Origin of the sequence: Pseudomonas sp. DTU12.3 (assembly GCF_004124275.1) — a bacterium.
Classification (GTDB): domain Bacteria; phylum Pseudomonadota; class Gammaproteobacteria; order Pseudomonadales; family Pseudomonadaceae; genus Aquipseudomonas; species Aquipseudomonas helmanticensis.
In genome coordinates, this window is sequence record NZ_CP027218.1 from 5,395,858 (window position 1) to 5,408,777 (window position 12,920).

15 protein-coding genes are annotated in these 12,920 nt (G+C 60.1%); 12 read left to right on the forward strand and 3 right to left on the reverse strand.

What is annotated here, in order from left to right; genetic code table 11:
- Nucleotides 1–57 precede the first annotated feature (57 nt).
- Both hemH and C2E19_RS24700 read right to left on the reverse strand, forming a co-directional pair.
- Nucleotides 58–1,083 carry a ferrochelatase gene (gene hemH, locus C2E19_RS24695; protein WP_129395472.1) on the reverse strand — a complete coding sequence of 342 codons (1,026 nt, stop codon included), beginning with the start codon at nucleotides 1,081–1,083 and terminating at the stop codon, nucleotides 58–60.
- A 13-nt stretch (nucleotides 1,084–1,096) separates the two neighbouring features.
- Nucleotides 1,097–1,999: a TIGR01777 family oxidoreductase gene (locus C2E19_RS24700; protein WP_129395473.1), complete on the reverse strand. Its 903-nt coding sequence runs from the start codon at nucleotides 1,997–1,999 to the stop codon at nucleotides 1,097–1,099.
- Between the two features lie 197 nt (nucleotides 2,000–2,196).
- Here C2E19_RS24700 and C2E19_RS24705 point away from each other — a divergent pair, with 197 nt between their 5' ends.
- The 12 genes from C2E19_RS24705 (at nucleotide 2,197) to C2E19_RS24760 (ending at nucleotide 12,288) form a co-directional block, all read left to right on the forward strand.
- The gene (locus C2E19_RS24705; protein ID WP_129395474.1) at nucleotides 2,197–3,183 is read left to right on the forward strand and encodes an NAD(P)/FAD-dependent oxidoreductase; all 987 of its coding nucleotides are present in this window, start codon (nucleotides 2,197–2,199) and stop codon (nucleotides 3,181–3,183) included.
- On the forward strand, nucleotides 3,180–3,398 hold the full coding sequence (locus tag C2E19_RS24710; protein WP_129395475.1) for a TIGR02450 family Trp-rich protein: 219 nt from the start codon (nucleotides 3,180–3,182) through the stop codon (nucleotides 3,396–3,398). Before C2E19_RS24705 ends, C2E19_RS24710 begins: the two co-directional genes overlap by 4 nt.
- A gap of 179 nt (nucleotides 3,399–3,577) precedes the next feature.
- Nucleotides 3,578–4,540 carry a DUF523 and DUF1722 domain-containing protein gene (locus C2E19_RS24715; protein WP_129395476.1) on the forward strand — a complete coding sequence of 321 codons (963 nt, stop codon included), beginning with the start codon at nucleotides 3,578–3,580 and terminating at the stop codon, nucleotides 4,538–4,540.
- A complete protein-coding gene (locus tag C2E19_RS24720) occupies nucleotides 4,540–5,481 on the forward strand; it encodes a MerR family transcriptional regulator (protein WP_129395477.1) in 942 nt (313 codons plus the stop codon). Before C2E19_RS24715 ends, C2E19_RS24720 begins: the two co-directional genes overlap by 1 nt.
- A 20-nt stretch (nucleotides 5,482–5,501) precedes the next feature.
- Complete coding sequence (gene phrB, locus C2E19_RS24725) at nucleotides 5,502–6,944, forward strand: deoxyribodipyrimidine photo-lyase (protein WP_174823952.1); 1,443 nt, start codon at nucleotides 5,502–5,504, stop codon at nucleotides 6,942–6,944.
- Nucleotides 6,937–7,359, forward strand: coding sequence for a nuclear transport factor 2 family protein (locus C2E19_RS24730; protein ID WP_129395479.1), 423 nt, complete (start codon nucleotides 6,937–6,939; stop codon nucleotides 7,357–7,359). Before phrB ends, C2E19_RS24730 begins: the two co-directional genes overlap by 8 nt.
- On the forward strand, nucleotides 7,356–8,138 hold the full coding sequence (locus tag C2E19_RS24735) for an SDR family oxidoreductase (RefSeq protein ID WP_129395480.1): 783 nt from the start codon (nucleotides 7,356–7,358) through the stop codon (nucleotides 8,136–8,138). The genes C2E19_RS24730 and C2E19_RS24735 overlap by 4 nt, the downstream gene beginning before the upstream one ends.
- Nucleotides 8,135–9,382 (forward strand): NAD(P)/FAD-dependent oxidoreductase, encoded by a 1,248-nt coding sequence (locus C2E19_RS24740; RefSeq protein ID WP_129395481.1) that lies wholly within the window; start codon nucleotides 8,135–8,137, stop codon nucleotides 9,380–9,382. Before C2E19_RS24735 ends, C2E19_RS24740 begins: the two co-directional genes overlap by 4 nt.
- The gene (locus C2E19_RS24745) at nucleotides 9,379–10,194 is read left to right on the forward strand and encodes a DUF1365 domain-containing protein (protein WP_129395482.1); all 816 of its coding nucleotides are present in this window, start codon (nucleotides 9,379–9,381) and stop codon (nucleotides 10,192–10,194) included. The genes C2E19_RS24740 and C2E19_RS24745 overlap by 4 nt, the downstream gene beginning before the upstream one ends.
- Entirely contained in the window at nucleotides 10,181–11,446 is a 1,266-nt protein-coding gene (locus tag C2E19_RS24750; RefSeq protein ID WP_129395483.1) for a cyclopropane-fatty-acyl-phospholipid synthase family protein, read from the forward strand. The genes C2E19_RS24745 and C2E19_RS24750 overlap by 14 nt, the downstream gene beginning before the upstream one ends.
- Nucleotides 11,439–11,930: a DUF2878 domain-containing protein gene (locus C2E19_RS24755; protein ID WP_129396174.1), complete on the forward strand. Its 492-nt coding sequence runs from the start codon at nucleotides 11,439–11,441 to the stop codon at nucleotides 11,928–11,930. Before C2E19_RS24750 ends, C2E19_RS24755 begins: the two co-directional genes overlap by 8 nt.
- 52 nt (nucleotides 11,931–11,982) lie before the next feature.
- Nucleotides 11,983–12,288: a YkgJ family cysteine cluster protein gene (locus C2E19_RS24760; RefSeq protein ID WP_129395484.1), complete on the forward strand. Its 306-nt coding sequence runs from the start codon at nucleotides 11,983–11,985 to the stop codon at nucleotides 12,286–12,288.
- Nucleotides 12,289–12,381: 93 nt separating this feature from the next.
- Here the strand turns inward: C2E19_RS24760 and C2E19_RS24765 are convergent, their stop codons facing one another.
- Nucleotides 12,382–12,900, reverse strand: a complete 519-nt coding sequence (locus tag C2E19_RS24765; protein WP_129395485.1) for an acyloxyacyl hydrolase — start codon at nucleotides 12,898–12,900, stop codon at nucleotides 12,382–12,384.
- Nucleotides 12,901–12,920: the final 20 nt, after the last annotated feature.

The window sequence follows — 12,920 nt, forward strand, 5'->3', positions numbered from 1 at the left end:
CCCACATTGGAATGCGTTCAAATGTGGGAGCGGGCTTGCTCGCGAAGCTTCTGGCTCTTAGAGGGCCAATGGTGCTCTTTCGCACAGGGTTGCCAACGCCTTCGCCCATTGCCGGTCGTCGTTCAGGCACGGCACCAGCACCAACTCCTCGCCCCCCGCTTCGCGGAACTGCTCCTTGCCGCGATCGCCAATCTCTTCCAGCGTCTCGATGCAATCGGCGACAAACGCCGGGCACATCACCAGCAGCTTCTTCACGCCGCTTTTACCCAGCTCATCCAGCCGCGCTTCGGTGTACGGTTCGATCCACTTCGCCCGGCCCAGGCGCGACTGAAACGACACCGACCACTTGCCGTCCGGCAGGCCCATGTGCTCGGCGAACAACGCCGCAGTTCGCAGGCATTGTGCGCGATAACAGGTGGCCATTACCGCCGGTGAAGCGTTCTTGCAGCAGTCGTCATTCTTGAAACAATGATTACCCGTCGGGTCGAGCTTGGTCAGGTGCCGCTCAGGCAACCCGTGGAAACTCAACAGCAGGTGATCGTAATCCTGCTGCAAGTGAGGTCTGGCGCTTGCAACCAGCGCGTCGAGATACTCCGGCTGATCGTAGAACGGTTGCAGCACCGACAACTGCACATTGAGCTTCTTCTCGCGGATCACTCGCTTGGCTTCTTCGATCACCGTGGTCGTGGTGCTGTCGGCGAACTGTGGATACAGCGGCGCCAGCGTGATGCGCTTGTGTCCCGCGGCCACCAGCTTCAGCAAACAGGTTTCAATCGACGGCTCGCCGTAACGCATCGCCAGTTCCACCGGGCCCTGAGTCCACTGCGCGTGCATCTGCTGTTGCAGGCGACGGCTGAGGACCACCAGCGGCGAGCCCTCCTCCCACCAGATCGACGCGTAGGCGTGGGCCGACTGTTCCGGGCGTTTGATCAGGATCAGCGACACCAGCAGACGCCGCACCGGCCATGGCAGGTCGATCACGTACGGGTCCATCAGAAATTGATTGAGGTAGCTGCGCACATCGGCCACAGAGGTTGAGGCCGGGGAACCCAGGTTGACCAGAAGCAAGGCGTGATCGGTCATGCAACGTCCTATTTCAGAGGCGGCTGGAGAGATCATCCAGGGCCGCGCGTAAATCCGTGAACTGGAAAGTGAAACCCGCTTCCAGCAAGCGTTCCGGCAAAGCCTTCTGGCCGCCGAGCAACAACAAAGACATCTCGCCGAGGCCGACCTTCAGGGCCAGGGTCGGCATCGGCATGAACGCCGGGCGGTGGAGAACGCTGCCCAGCGTCTTGGCAAATTCGCGATTGCGCACAGGTTTTGGCGCGCACGCATTATAAGGACCACTGGCCTGATCGCGGTGCAGAAGAAAATCAATCAGGGCGATTTGATCGTTGATATGAATCCACGGCATCCACTGCCGACCATTGCCCAGAGGCCCGCCGAGCCCGAGCTTGAACGGCAGCAACAACCGCGACAAAAAACCGCCCTCGGCCGACAGCACCAGCCCGGTGCGCACCAGCACCACACGGATGCCCTGCGCTTCGGCGCGCAGCGCGGTTTCTTCCCAGGCGATGCACAACTGACTGGCGAAGTCGTCGATCACCGGCGGCGAGGCTTCCGTCAGTTCGCGCTCGCCACCATCGCCGTACCAGCCGATCGCCGATCCGGAAATCAGCAACGCCGGTTTTTGCGCGCGGGTTTCCAGCCAGGCCAGCAAGGTTTCCGTGAGCGTGATCCGACTGCTCCACAGCAACGCCTTGCGTCGATGGGTCCACGGCCGGTCGGCAATCGGTGCGCCAGCAAGATTGATGATCGCGTCCACGGGTTCCTCGCCGAGGTCTTCGAGACGCGCAATGCCACGCACTTGCGCACCGCAGATTTTAGCGACTTTTTCCGCTTTGCGACTCCACACGGTCAGGCGGTGCCCCTGCCCTGACCAGTGCCGGCAAAGCTGACGTCCGATCAAACCAGTACCGCCGGTCAGCAATATGTGCATGACATCTTCCTCGCGTGGCGTTTTACCCTGATCACTAGTCTATTTTTATAAACAGGGATCTTTTCTAACGGGCAGGCTCTATTGTTTAACCATAGGCCAAGCTGTCAGAACGAGAACGCTAGAAGTTATACCAAAAAACAAAATTGTACAGGTTTCATCCACGGCGTAGTCTGTACAGAAAGGTAAACGAGGCCCCTATGACTGTACCTATCGCAATCATCGGCACCGGCATCGCCGGGCTCTCCGCCGCCCAGGCTCTGACAGAGACCGGGCATACCGTGCAACTGTTCGATAAAAGCCGCGGCAGCGGCGGGCGCATGTCGAGCAAGCGCAGCGACGCCGGCTCGCTGGACATGGGCGCGCAATACTTCACCGCCCGTGACCGCCGCTTCGTCACTGAAGTGCAGCGCTGGCAAAGTCAGGGCTGGGTCGCCGAGTGGACGCCGCAGCTCTACACCTATCAGGGCGGGCAACTGAACCTGTCGCCGGACGAGCAGACCCGTTGGGTTGGCGCGCCGCGTATGAGCGCCATCACCCGTGGCTTGCTTGGCGGTCTGGAAGTGCACTTCGCCTGCCGCATTACTGAAGTTTTTCGCGGTGAAGAGCACTGGCATTTGCAAGACGCCGAAGGCTTCACCCACGGTCCGTTCAGTCATGTGGTAATTGCCACGCCAGCACCGCAAGCCACGGCATTGCTGGCCGCCGCACCGAAACTCGCCGGTGCCGCCGCCGGGGTGAAAATGGATCCGACCTGGGCCGTCGCCCTCGCTTTCGATACACCACTGGACACGCCGATTGAAGGCTGCTTCGTGCAGGACAGCCCGCTCGACTGGCTCGCGCGCAACCGCAGCAAACCCGGGCGCGACAACACGCTCGACACGTGGGTGCTACATGCCACCAGCGCGTGGAGCCGGCAACACATCGACCTGTCCAAGGAAGCGGTGATCGAACAACTGCACGGGGCTTTCGCCGAGCTGCTGCACAGCGCCATGCCCGCCCCGACCTTCAGCCTCGCGCATCGTTGGCTCTACGCGCGGCCGGCGATTGGCCACGAATGGGGCACGCTGGCCGATGCCGATCTGGGCTTGTATGCCTGCGGCGACTGGTGCCTGTCAGGGCGTGTCGAAGGTGCCTGGCTGAGTGGCCAGGAAGCTGCGCGACGCTTGAACGAACACCTGCAATGAACCGCATCAATCCGCGTAAATTGCTGCTGTCGAAATGGACAGCAGCCCACCCGCAGAATCGTGAAAAGCATTTTCTGGTCACCGAGCTGTTCCGTGATGAGGACGGCACGGTGCTGGAAGTTGAATTGCAGGCGGTGCTGACCAAGCGCGCCGAACGCCTCGATTGGCAGACTCTGCAAAACAGCACTCACTGGAAAATCGGCTGGCTCATGTAGGAGCTGCCGAAGGCTGCGATCTTTTGATCCTGTTTTTAAAAACAACATCAAAAGATCGCAGCCTTCGGCAGCCCCTACAGAAACTTGTACAAACAATTTGACTTGTACACCTTTGAATCTATGCTAACCCAATGTTGTACAGAGATTGCTCTCTGTACAGGTTTAGATTCGAGGTGCTTATGTCCGTCCTTTCCCCGGCCAAACCGAAAATCGCCATCAGCGCCTGCCTGTTGGGTGCCGAGGTGCGCTTCAACGGTGGGCACAAGGAATCGCGCCTGTGTAGCCGCACCCTTACTGAATATTTCGATTTCACTCCGGTCTGCCCGGAGGTCGCCATCGGCCTGGGCATTCCCCGCGAGCCGATCCGCCTCGTCGGTGATCCAGATCATCCTGAAGCCATCGGCACAGTGAATCCGGCGATCAACGTCACCCGGCCACTGGCCGAGTACGGCGAGAAAATGGCCGCCGAACTCGATGACATCTGCGGCTACATCTTCATGCAGCAATCGCCGTCCTGCGGCCTCGAACGGGTCAAGGTCTACCACGCCAACGGCGCTCCGGTGAATGGTGGTGGACGCGGCATCTACGCCCAGTCCTTTTGCGCGCAACACCCGGACCTGCCGGTGGAAGAAGCCGGGCGTCTCAACGATCCGGTACTGCGCGAAAACTTCATCACCCGCGTGTTCGCCTACAGCGCCTGGCAGCAAGTGCTCGGCGAAGGCCTGAGCCGTCGCGCGCTGACCGAATTCCACTCCCGCTACAAATACCTGCTGATGGCCCACAACCCGCTGCAATACAAAGCGCTGGGCAAACTGCTGGGCAACATGGCGCACACCGATCCCGCCGAACTCGGCCCGCGCTACTTCAGCGAACTGATGGCGGCGCTGAAAAAATGCGCCACGCGCGGCACGCACTGCAACGTGTTGCTGCACATCAGCGGATATCTGAAACAGGTCATCAGCGCCGCAGACAAACAGGAAATGGTTCACGTCATCGACCAGTACCGTCAGGGCATCGTGCCGCTGGTGGTGCCGTTGACGCTGCTCAAGCATCACTTCCGCCAACATCCCGATCCGTATATCGCGCAACAGGTTTACCTGCAACCGCACCCGGAAAACCTCAGCCTGCGAAACGCCATCTGATGAACGACAAACCCGACTCCAGCGCCCAGGAAGACCTCGGTGCCGACTTCAAGAAAGCCCTCGACGAAGGCTGGCTGCCGATCCGCGAAGTCGCGCGGCAAACCGGCGTCAACGCGATCACATTGCGTGCGTGGGAGCGCCGTTACGGGCTAATCGTGCCGCAACGCACGCCCAAGGGCCATCGACTCTACAGCGCCGAACATGTGCAACGGGTTCTGGCGATCCTGACCTGGCTCAACCGTGGCGTCGCGGTCAGCCAGGTCAAGCCGCTGCTCGACACCCCGCAGGCTTTCAGCGAATCGGTGGAAAACGATTGGCAACGCCTGCGCCAGACCTTGCTGGCGGCCGTCACTCAACTCAATGAACGTGCGCTCGACGACAGCGTCAATCAGGCCATGGCGCTCTACCCGCCGCGCACCCTGTGTGAACAATTGCTGATGCCGCTGCTCGCTGATCTCGAACAGCGCTGGCAGGGCCAGTTCGGTGCGCAAATGGAACGCACGTTCTTTTTTTCCTGGTTACGCAGCAAATTCGGCGCCCGCATCTACCATAACAATCGTCAGTTACACACCGCGCCCTGGCTGTTGATCAATCAATCCGACCTGCCACTGGAACCTCATCTGTGGCTGTGCGCGTGGCTGATCAGCAGCGCCGATTGCCCGGTGCAAGTGTTTGACTGGCCTATACCGGCCGGTGAATTGGCGCTGACCGTCGAACACCTGCAAGCCCGTGGCGTACTGCTGTATTCCAGCAAAGCCATGAACCTTGCGCACTTGCCCAAGCTACTGAATGGAGTCAGTTGCACAAAAATGCTGGTCGGACCAACGGTATGCATCCACCACGCCGAGTTGTCCGTAAGAACTTCCGAGATCGCTGATTTGTACCTGGCTGAAGATCCGCTTTCGGCGCACCAGGCACTTGTTCAGCGTGGGCTGATTTAATGAACTCAGTGAATTCCGACATGCAATTGATCTGGCTGCGCAGCGACTTGCGCCAACACGACAACACCGCCCTTTCGGCTGCCGCAGCGCGCGGCCCGACGGTGGCCGTGTACCTGTTGAGTCCACAGCAATGGCTGGAACACGACGATGCACCGTGCAAGGTCGACTTCTGGCTGCGCAATCTCAAGGAGCTGAGCAAAAGCCTCGGCGAGCTGAACATTCCCTTGTTGATTCGCACCGCAGCGCATTGGGATCAGGCTCCGGCCGAACTGCTCAAGCTGTGCCAGCAACTGAAGATTGAAGCGCTGCACGTCAATGAAGAATATGGCGTTCACGAAAGCCGTCGCGATGCCGCCGTGGCCGAAACCTTGAAAGCCGAGGGTATCGAGTTTCACAGCTACCTCGATCAGTTGCTGTTCAAACCCGGCACCGTGCTGACCAAGACCGACACCTATTTCAAGGTCTTTAGCCAGTTCAGAAAGATCTGTTACGAGCGTCTGCATCGCTCGATGCCGGCGCGGGTCAAGGCACCCGGCAAGCAGGCGAAACTCAAGATCGACAGCGACCCGATTGCTGATTCGGTAGAAGGCTTCACTACCCCGAGCGAATCCCTGCAAGCCCTTTGGCCAGCGGGTGAAAAAGAAGCCCAGCGACGCCTCGACACCTTCGCTGACGCGCAAATCGACTACTACAAAAGCGAACGCGACTTCCCGGCCAAACCCGGTACCAGCCAGCTTTCAGCGTATCTGGCCGCCGGCGTGATCTCGCCGCGCCAATGTCTGCACGCCGCGTTGCAAAGCAATCAGGGCGAATTCGAGAGCGGCAAGGTCGGCGCCGTTACCTGGATCAACGAACTGCTCTGGCGCGAGTTCTACAAGCACATTCTGGTCGGCTATCCACGCGTCTCCCGCCACCGCGCCTTCCGCCCGGAAACCGAAGCGCTGGCGTGGCGTGATGCGCCGGACGAACTCGCTGCGTGGCAAGAGGCGCGCACGGGTCTGCCGATCATTGACGCTGCAATGCGCCAACTGCTCGAAACCGGCTGGATGCACAACCGCCTGCGCATGGTCGTGGCGATGTTCCTGACCAAGAACCTGCTGATCGACTGGCGCGAAGGCGAACGCTTTTTCATGCGCCACTTGATCGATGGCGACCTGGCGGCGAACAACGGTGGCTGGCAATGGAGTTCATCGACCGGCACTGATTCGGCGCCGTATTTCCGCATCTTCAATCCGTTGAGTCAGTCGGAAAAATTCGACAGCGAAGGCCTGTTCATCAAGCACTGGCTGCCGCAGCTCGCAGGTCTCAACAAGAAAGAAGTACATAACCCGGCCAGCGCCGGTCTGTTCGGTGCCGCCGACTACCCGGCGCCGATCGTCAACCTGAGCGCTTCACGGGAACGGGCGCTGACCGCGTTCAAGAACCTGCCCTCGCGTCAGGCTGCCGGAGACGATCATGAGTGAATTCCTGCAGCGCTTCGCCCGGCAATTTTCAGCGTTGAACAAAGACAACCTGCAACGCCTGGGCGAGCTCTACAGCGATGACATTCACTTCACCGACCCGCTGCACGAAGTTCAGGGCCTGGCGCAATTGCGCGATTACTTCAGCGAGCTGTACGCCAACGTCAGCGAACTGCATTTCGACTTTCACGGTTTCGACCAGATCAGCGAGGGCGAAGGCTACTTGCGCTGGGTCATGCGTTATCGCCATCCGCGCCTGGCCGGTGGCCGGGAGATAAGAGTCAGCGGCTGCTCGCACCTGCTGTGGCGCGACAAGGTTTATCGCCATCGGGATTATTTCGATGCCGGGGCACTGCTTTATGAACATTTACCCGTATTGGGCCGGGTGATCGCTTGGCTGAAAAGGAGAATGGGATGAGTCGTACAACTCCACGGCGTTATTGGTTGACCGGAGCCAGCAGTGGCATCGGCGCGGCGCTGGCTGAAGAGATATTGAAAACCGGTGCGCACCTGGCAGTCAGTTCACGCCAGATCGCACCGCTCAAAGTGTTGGCGCAACGCTATCCGGGACAGGTATTGGTGGTCCCGGGGGATTTGACCAACAGCCAGACCGTGCGCGAAATCGGCCAGCAGATCGCGGAGGACTGGGGTTCGCTGGACAGCGTCATCCTCAACGCCGGAACCTGCGAATACGTCGATGCCAAGCAGTTCGATGCCTCGATCATCGAACACGTGGTGCGCACCAATCTGCTCGCCAGCAGCTATTGCATCGAGGCCGCCCTGCCGCTGCTACGCCAAGGCACGGCGCCGCATCTGGTCGGCGTGGCCAGTTCGGTGACCTATCTGCCGCTGCCTCGGGCCGAAGCCTACGGGGCATCGAAGGCCGGGTTGCGTTACCTGTTCGAATCGCTGCGCATCGATCTTGCCGACGAAGGTATTGAAGTCACCGTGGTCAGCCCGGGATTTGTCGAGACGCCGCTGACCGCCAAAAACGATTTCCCGATGCCGCTCAGTTGGCCTGTGGATAAAGCCGCACGGCACATCTTTGCCAAGCTCAAGGATCGGCCACTGGAGATCGCTTTTCCGGCCCTGTTCATGGCGGCGCTCTGGCCGTTGTCGAAACTGCCCGCGCGCGTGCAACTGGCCATCGGCAAACGCATGGTGCGCAAACCACCACCACAAACGGATCTGGCATGAAGATCGCCATCGTCGGGAGCGGGATCGCCGGGTTGACCTGCGCCTACCTGCTCAATCGCCGACACGAGATCACGGTGTTCGAGGCCAGCGACTGGGTCGGTGGCCACACGCATACCGTGGAGGTCACCGTCGAGGGCCGGCAGTACGCCGTGGACACCGGTTTCATCGTGTTCAACGACTGGACCTACCCGAACTTCATTCGCTTGCTGGGCCAACTGGGCGTGACGTTCAAACCGACCGAAATGAGCTTCTCGGTGACCGATCCGGATACCGGCCTGGAATACAACGGCAATAACCTCAACAGCCTGTTTGCCCAGCGCAGCAATCTGTTCTCGCCAGGGTTCTGGGGCATGTTGCGTGACATTCTGCGCTTCAACAAAGAAGCCCAGCGCGACCTTCTCGAACTGCGCATCGCCGCCGACATGACGCTCGATGATTATCTCAAGGCTGGCGGTTATGGCGAGCGTTTCATCCTGCATTACATCGTGCCGATGGGCGCGGCGATCTGGTCGATGCCGATGGCGGAGATGCTTGATTTCCCGCTGCAGTTCTTCGTGCGTTTCTTCAAGAACCACGGGCTGCTGTCGGTCAGTGATCGTCCGCAATGGCAAGTTATCGAGGGCGGCTCCAGCGCCTACATCGCGCCATTGACTGCTTCGTTCAAAGACAGGATTCGCCTCAACTGCCCGGTCAACCGGGTCGATCGAGACGTGCACGGCGTGGTTATCCACAGCCCGGCGGGCATCGAACATTTTGACCAGGTGGTATTTGCCTGCCACAGCGATCAGGCCTTGCAATTGCTCGCCAGCCCGAGCGATGCCGAACGCGAAATCCTCGGTGCCCTGCCCTACGCCGACAACGAAGTGGTGCTGCACACCGACACGCGCCTGTTGCCCACACGGAAACTGGCGTGGGCGAGCTGGAATTATCGCCTCGGCGGATCCGGCCATACCCAGGCCGCGGTCACCTACGACATGAACATTCTGCAAGGCATCCAGAGCGACACAACGTTCTGCGTCAGCCTCAACCAGAGCGCCGGCATCAGCCCGTTCAAAGTGCTGGCCAAGTACACCTATGCGCACCCGCAATACAGCCTCGCGGCGGTCGCGGCACAAAATCGCTGGGGCGAACTCGATGGCGCGCACCACACGCATTATTGCGGCGCCTATTGGGCCAACGGTTTTCATGAAGACGGCGTGGTCAGCGGTTTACGCGTGGCCGCAGCCTTCGGGGAAACCTTATGAACAGCGCCCTGTACAGCGGCTGGATCGGCCATCGGCGTTTCTCGCCGCGTCGGCATGAGTTCCGCTATCGGATCGGCCTGCTCTATCTCGACCTGAGCGAGCAGGATGCGGTGTTGGCGCTGTCACCGCTGGCGGGGCGCAGCCGCTTTGCGCCGTTCTCGTTTCGTGAGACCGACTACCTCAAGACCTTTACCAGTCGAGGTGTACGGCTGATCGATGCGGTACGCCAGCAAGTCGCTGCGGCCATCGGCCATGCGCCGCAAGGCGCGGTCTGCCTGCTGACCCAGGCGCGCAGTTGGGGCTTGTCGTTCAATCCGGTGAGTTTCTTTTATTGCCACGAGGCCGACGGGCAACTGGCAGCGATTGTCTGCGAAGTCACCAACACGCCGTGGCGCGAGCGTTATCACTACGTGTTGCCGGCACGCGCGGCGGTCAATCAGGGCGATGTTCATCAGCACTTTGCCGTGGCCAAGGCGTTTCACGTTTCACCGTTCTTGCCGCGCGATCTCGAATACCGCATGAGCTTCAGCCCTGCCGCGCAAACCCTCGGCGTGCACATGGCTGACTGGCAGGGCGAACACAAACTGTTCGACGCCACCCTCAACCTGCAACGCGAAACGCTCGATCGCCCAAGCTTGCACCGTTACTTGCGGCGTTTCCCGTGGATGACCGCGAAAACCGCTCTGGCGATTTACTGGCAAGCCCTGCGCCTGTTGCTCAAGCGCGCGCCGATCTTTGCTCATCAGGCTGCCGACGGCAGCTTTCAAACCGCCACTGTGCCTCCCAAGGAGCACCGCCATGAAATCCTCTAGCCTGTCGGTCAGTCGGCTCAGCACTAACGGTTTGACCGGATCGCTGCTGCGCCGGGGCGTCTTGCGCCAACTCGGTCAGCTCAAACACGGGCAATTGATGGTGTTCGAAGATGGCGAACAAATGCTCTTCGGTACGCCCGGCAGTGCGCTGCTGGGGGAAATTCACATCACCGACCCGGCCGTTTGGGGAATGGTCGCCAGCAGTGGCTCGATTGGCGCCGGTGAGGCATTCATTCACGGCTACTGGACTTCGCCGGACCTGACGGCGGTGGTGCGTGTGTTCGTCAGCAACCTCGACGTGCTCGATGCGATGGAGGGCGGCCTGGCTCGCCTCGGGCGGCCATTGGTGCAAGGCCTGCACTGGCTCAATCGCAATACGCGCAAGGGTTCACAGAAAAACATCGCCGCGCATTACGACCTCGGTAACGATCTGTTCGAGCAGTTTCTCGACCCGACCATGATGTATTCGGCGGCACAGTTCCTCACACCCGAAGACAGCCTCGAGCAGGCGCAGTTGAACAAACTCGAACGCATCTGCCAGAAACTCGCGCTCAAGCCCAGCGATCACTTGCTGGAAATCGGTACCGGTTGGGGCAGCATGGCGCTCTATGCCGCGCAGAATTACGGTTGCCGCGTGACCACTACCACGCTGTCGAAAGAGCAGTTCGCCTTTACCGCGCAACGCATCGAACAGCTTGGCTTGCAGCAGCAGGTGACGCTGCTGTTGGAGGATTACCGCGACCTCAGCGGCGAGTACGACAAACTGGTCTCGATCGAAATGATCGAAGCGGTCGGTCATCGCTTCCTGCCGACCTACTTCAAACAGTGCGCGCACCTGCTCAAGAGCAACGGACTGATGCTGATCCAAGCCATCACCATCCGCGAGCAACGTTACGAACAGGCCAAGCGCGGCGTCGATTTTATCCAGCGCTACATCTTCCCCGGCGGCGCCCTGCCGTGTGTGCAAAAGATGCTCGAGATCGTCAGTCGCGACACCGACATGAACCTGCTGCACATGGAGGATTTCGGCCTGCATTACGCGAAGACCCTGCGCCTGTGGCACGAGAACTTTCGCCATGCCCACGGTCGCCTGAGCGAACTCGGCTACGACGATTACTTCCTGCGCCTGTGGGAGTTTTACCTGTGCTACTGCGAGGGTGGCTTCCTTGAGCGCACCATCGGCACCGCGCAACTGTTGCTGGCCAAACCCGAGGCAATGCCGGCGCCATTGCTTGGCCGCTTCGATGCTTGAGCGTTGCGCCAATGCGGCATTGTTCCAGATCGGCTGGCTGGCCTGCGTGCTCGGCGGCAACAGCATGTGGTTACTGCTGGCGCTGGCAGTGCTGGTGATTCATCTGTGCTGGATCAGCAGCTGGGCGGCGGAAGGTCGGCTGATTCTCAGCGTGGTAATTGTCGGCACGGCGCTCGACAGTATTTTGCGCGGTCTGGGTGTGTTCAGGTTCGACGACCTGTCGCCGCTGATTCCACTGTGGTTGATGCTGCTCTGGGCGTTGCTGGCGACCACGCTACGCCATTGCCTGCAATGGAGCGCCCGGCCGTGGTGGCTGGCCAGCGCGCTCGGTGCGCTCGGCGGTGCGTTGTCGTATTACGCTGGCGGGCGGCTGGCCGGGGTGCAATTCCCTTATGGCGAACTGCCGACGCTGATCGCGATCGGGCTGATCTGGGCGCTGGTGTTTCCGCTACTGCACACGATGGCGCGACGCCTGAGTCAGTGAGCGTCTGTCAGGCCTTTCACACAGGGCCCGGCCACTGCCTTACACTGCCGCCATGAAAACCATTCCCCATCATCAAATCGCTGAACCGGCGGTCACTTGCTCGACGTGCGCAGCCTGCTGCTGTCAGCTCGAAGTGATGCTGATCACCGACACCGGCGTGCCTGATCGCTTTATCGATACCGATGAGTGGGGTGGTGAAGTGATGCTGCGTCTGGACGACGGCTGGTGTGCGGCGCTGGATCGCGACAGCATGATGTGCACGATCTATGAGAAACGTCCGCTGATCTGCCGCGAGTTCGAAATGGGCGCGCCAGAGTGCATCGAAGAACGCCAGGGTATCTCGACAGCTTATCGCTGACTTGAAAGCAAAAGATCGCAGCCTTCGGCAGCTCCTACAGGAGAAATCATTCCCATGTAGGCGCTGCCGAAGGCTGCGATCTTTTGATCTTTTTTAGAGCGGCATCGTGTAGTGCAGCGAGTAACTTTCTACGCCGTCGTTGCTGCTGGCCAAGCCCGCATTGGAATAGTGCGTCGCACGGATCCCGACTTCATGCCCGCCATTGAAACGCAGGCCAAAACCGAAGCGGTCTTCGAACTGGAAAGCGCCGCCAAGATTGTTGGACTCGTACTTGGTATTGGAGAACGCGGCTACGCCGATCCCCGCCTCGACATACGGCTTGACCGATTGACCGGCAAACTCGTAAACGAATACCGGCGAGAACGACAGGCTGTTGTTGCTGGAGGTCTTGTCACCTTCCCAGTAGGTGTAAGCACCGCTCCAGTAACCGGTGAGGCGACCAACGTCGCTCTGCAGCCAGCTTTTGTCCCAGTCGAAATTCATCCCCAGGCGGTAGGTCATGGTCGAATCGCTGGTGGCCCCCACCGCAAATTCAACCCCTGCGGCTTGTGCAGTAAAACTTTGCCCCATCAATGCGGCCGCAATCGCGGCCAAGCAGAATAGTCGCTTCACGTTGAAACTTCCTTTTCCGG

Bases quoted from the DNA above. Each gene is read 5' to 3' on its own strand.
- hemH (WP_129395472.1), bottom strand. From the start codon at position 1,083: ATGACCGATCACGCCTTGCTTCTGGTCAACCTGGGTTCCCCGGCCTCA.
- C2E19_RS24700 (WP_129395473.1), bottom strand. From the start codon at position 1,999: ATGCACATATTGCTGACCGGCGGTACTGGTTTGATCGGACGTCAGCTT.
- C2E19_RS24705 (WP_129395474.1), top strand. From the start codon at position 2,197: ATGACTGTACCTATCGCAATCATCGGCACCGGCATCGCCGGGCTCTCC.
- C2E19_RS24710 (WP_129395475.1), top strand. From the start codon at position 3,180: ATGAACCGCATCAATCCGCGTAAATTGCTGCTGTCGAAATGGACAGCA.
- C2E19_RS24715 (WP_129395476.1), top strand. From the start codon at position 3,578: ATGTCCGTCCTTTCCCCGGCCAAACCGAAAATCGCCATCAGCGCCTGC.
- C2E19_RS24720 (WP_129395477.1), top strand. From the start codon at position 4,540: ATGAACGACAAACCCGACTCCAGCGCCCAGGAAGACCTCGGTGCCGAC.
- phrB (WP_174823952.1), top strand. From the start codon at position 5,502: ATGCAATTGATCTGGCTGCGCAGCGACTTGCGCCAACACGACAACACC.
- C2E19_RS24730 (WP_129395479.1), top strand. From the start codon at position 6,937: ATGAGTGAATTCCTGCAGCGCTTCGCCCGGCAATTTTCAGCGTTGAAC.
- C2E19_RS24735 (WP_129395480.1), top strand. From the start codon at position 7,356: ATGAGTCGTACAACTCCACGGCGTTATTGGTTGACCGGAGCCAGCAGT.
- C2E19_RS24740 (WP_129395481.1), top strand. From the start codon at position 8,135: ATGAAGATCGCCATCGTCGGGAGCGGGATCGCCGGGTTGACCTGCGCC.
- C2E19_RS24745 (WP_129395482.1), top strand. From the start codon at position 9,379: ATGAACAGCGCCCTGTACAGCGGCTGGATCGGCCATCGGCGTTTCTCG.
- C2E19_RS24750 (WP_129395483.1), top strand. From the start codon at position 10,181: ATGAAATCCTCTAGCCTGTCGGTCAGTCGGCTCAGCACTAACGGTTTG.
- C2E19_RS24755 (WP_129396174.1), top strand. From the start codon at position 11,439: ATGCTTGAGCGTTGCGCCAATGCGGCATTGTTCCAGATCGGCTGGCTG.
- C2E19_RS24760 (WP_129395484.1), top strand. From the start codon at position 11,983: ATGAAAACCATTCCCCATCATCAAATCGCTGAACCGGCGGTCACTTGC.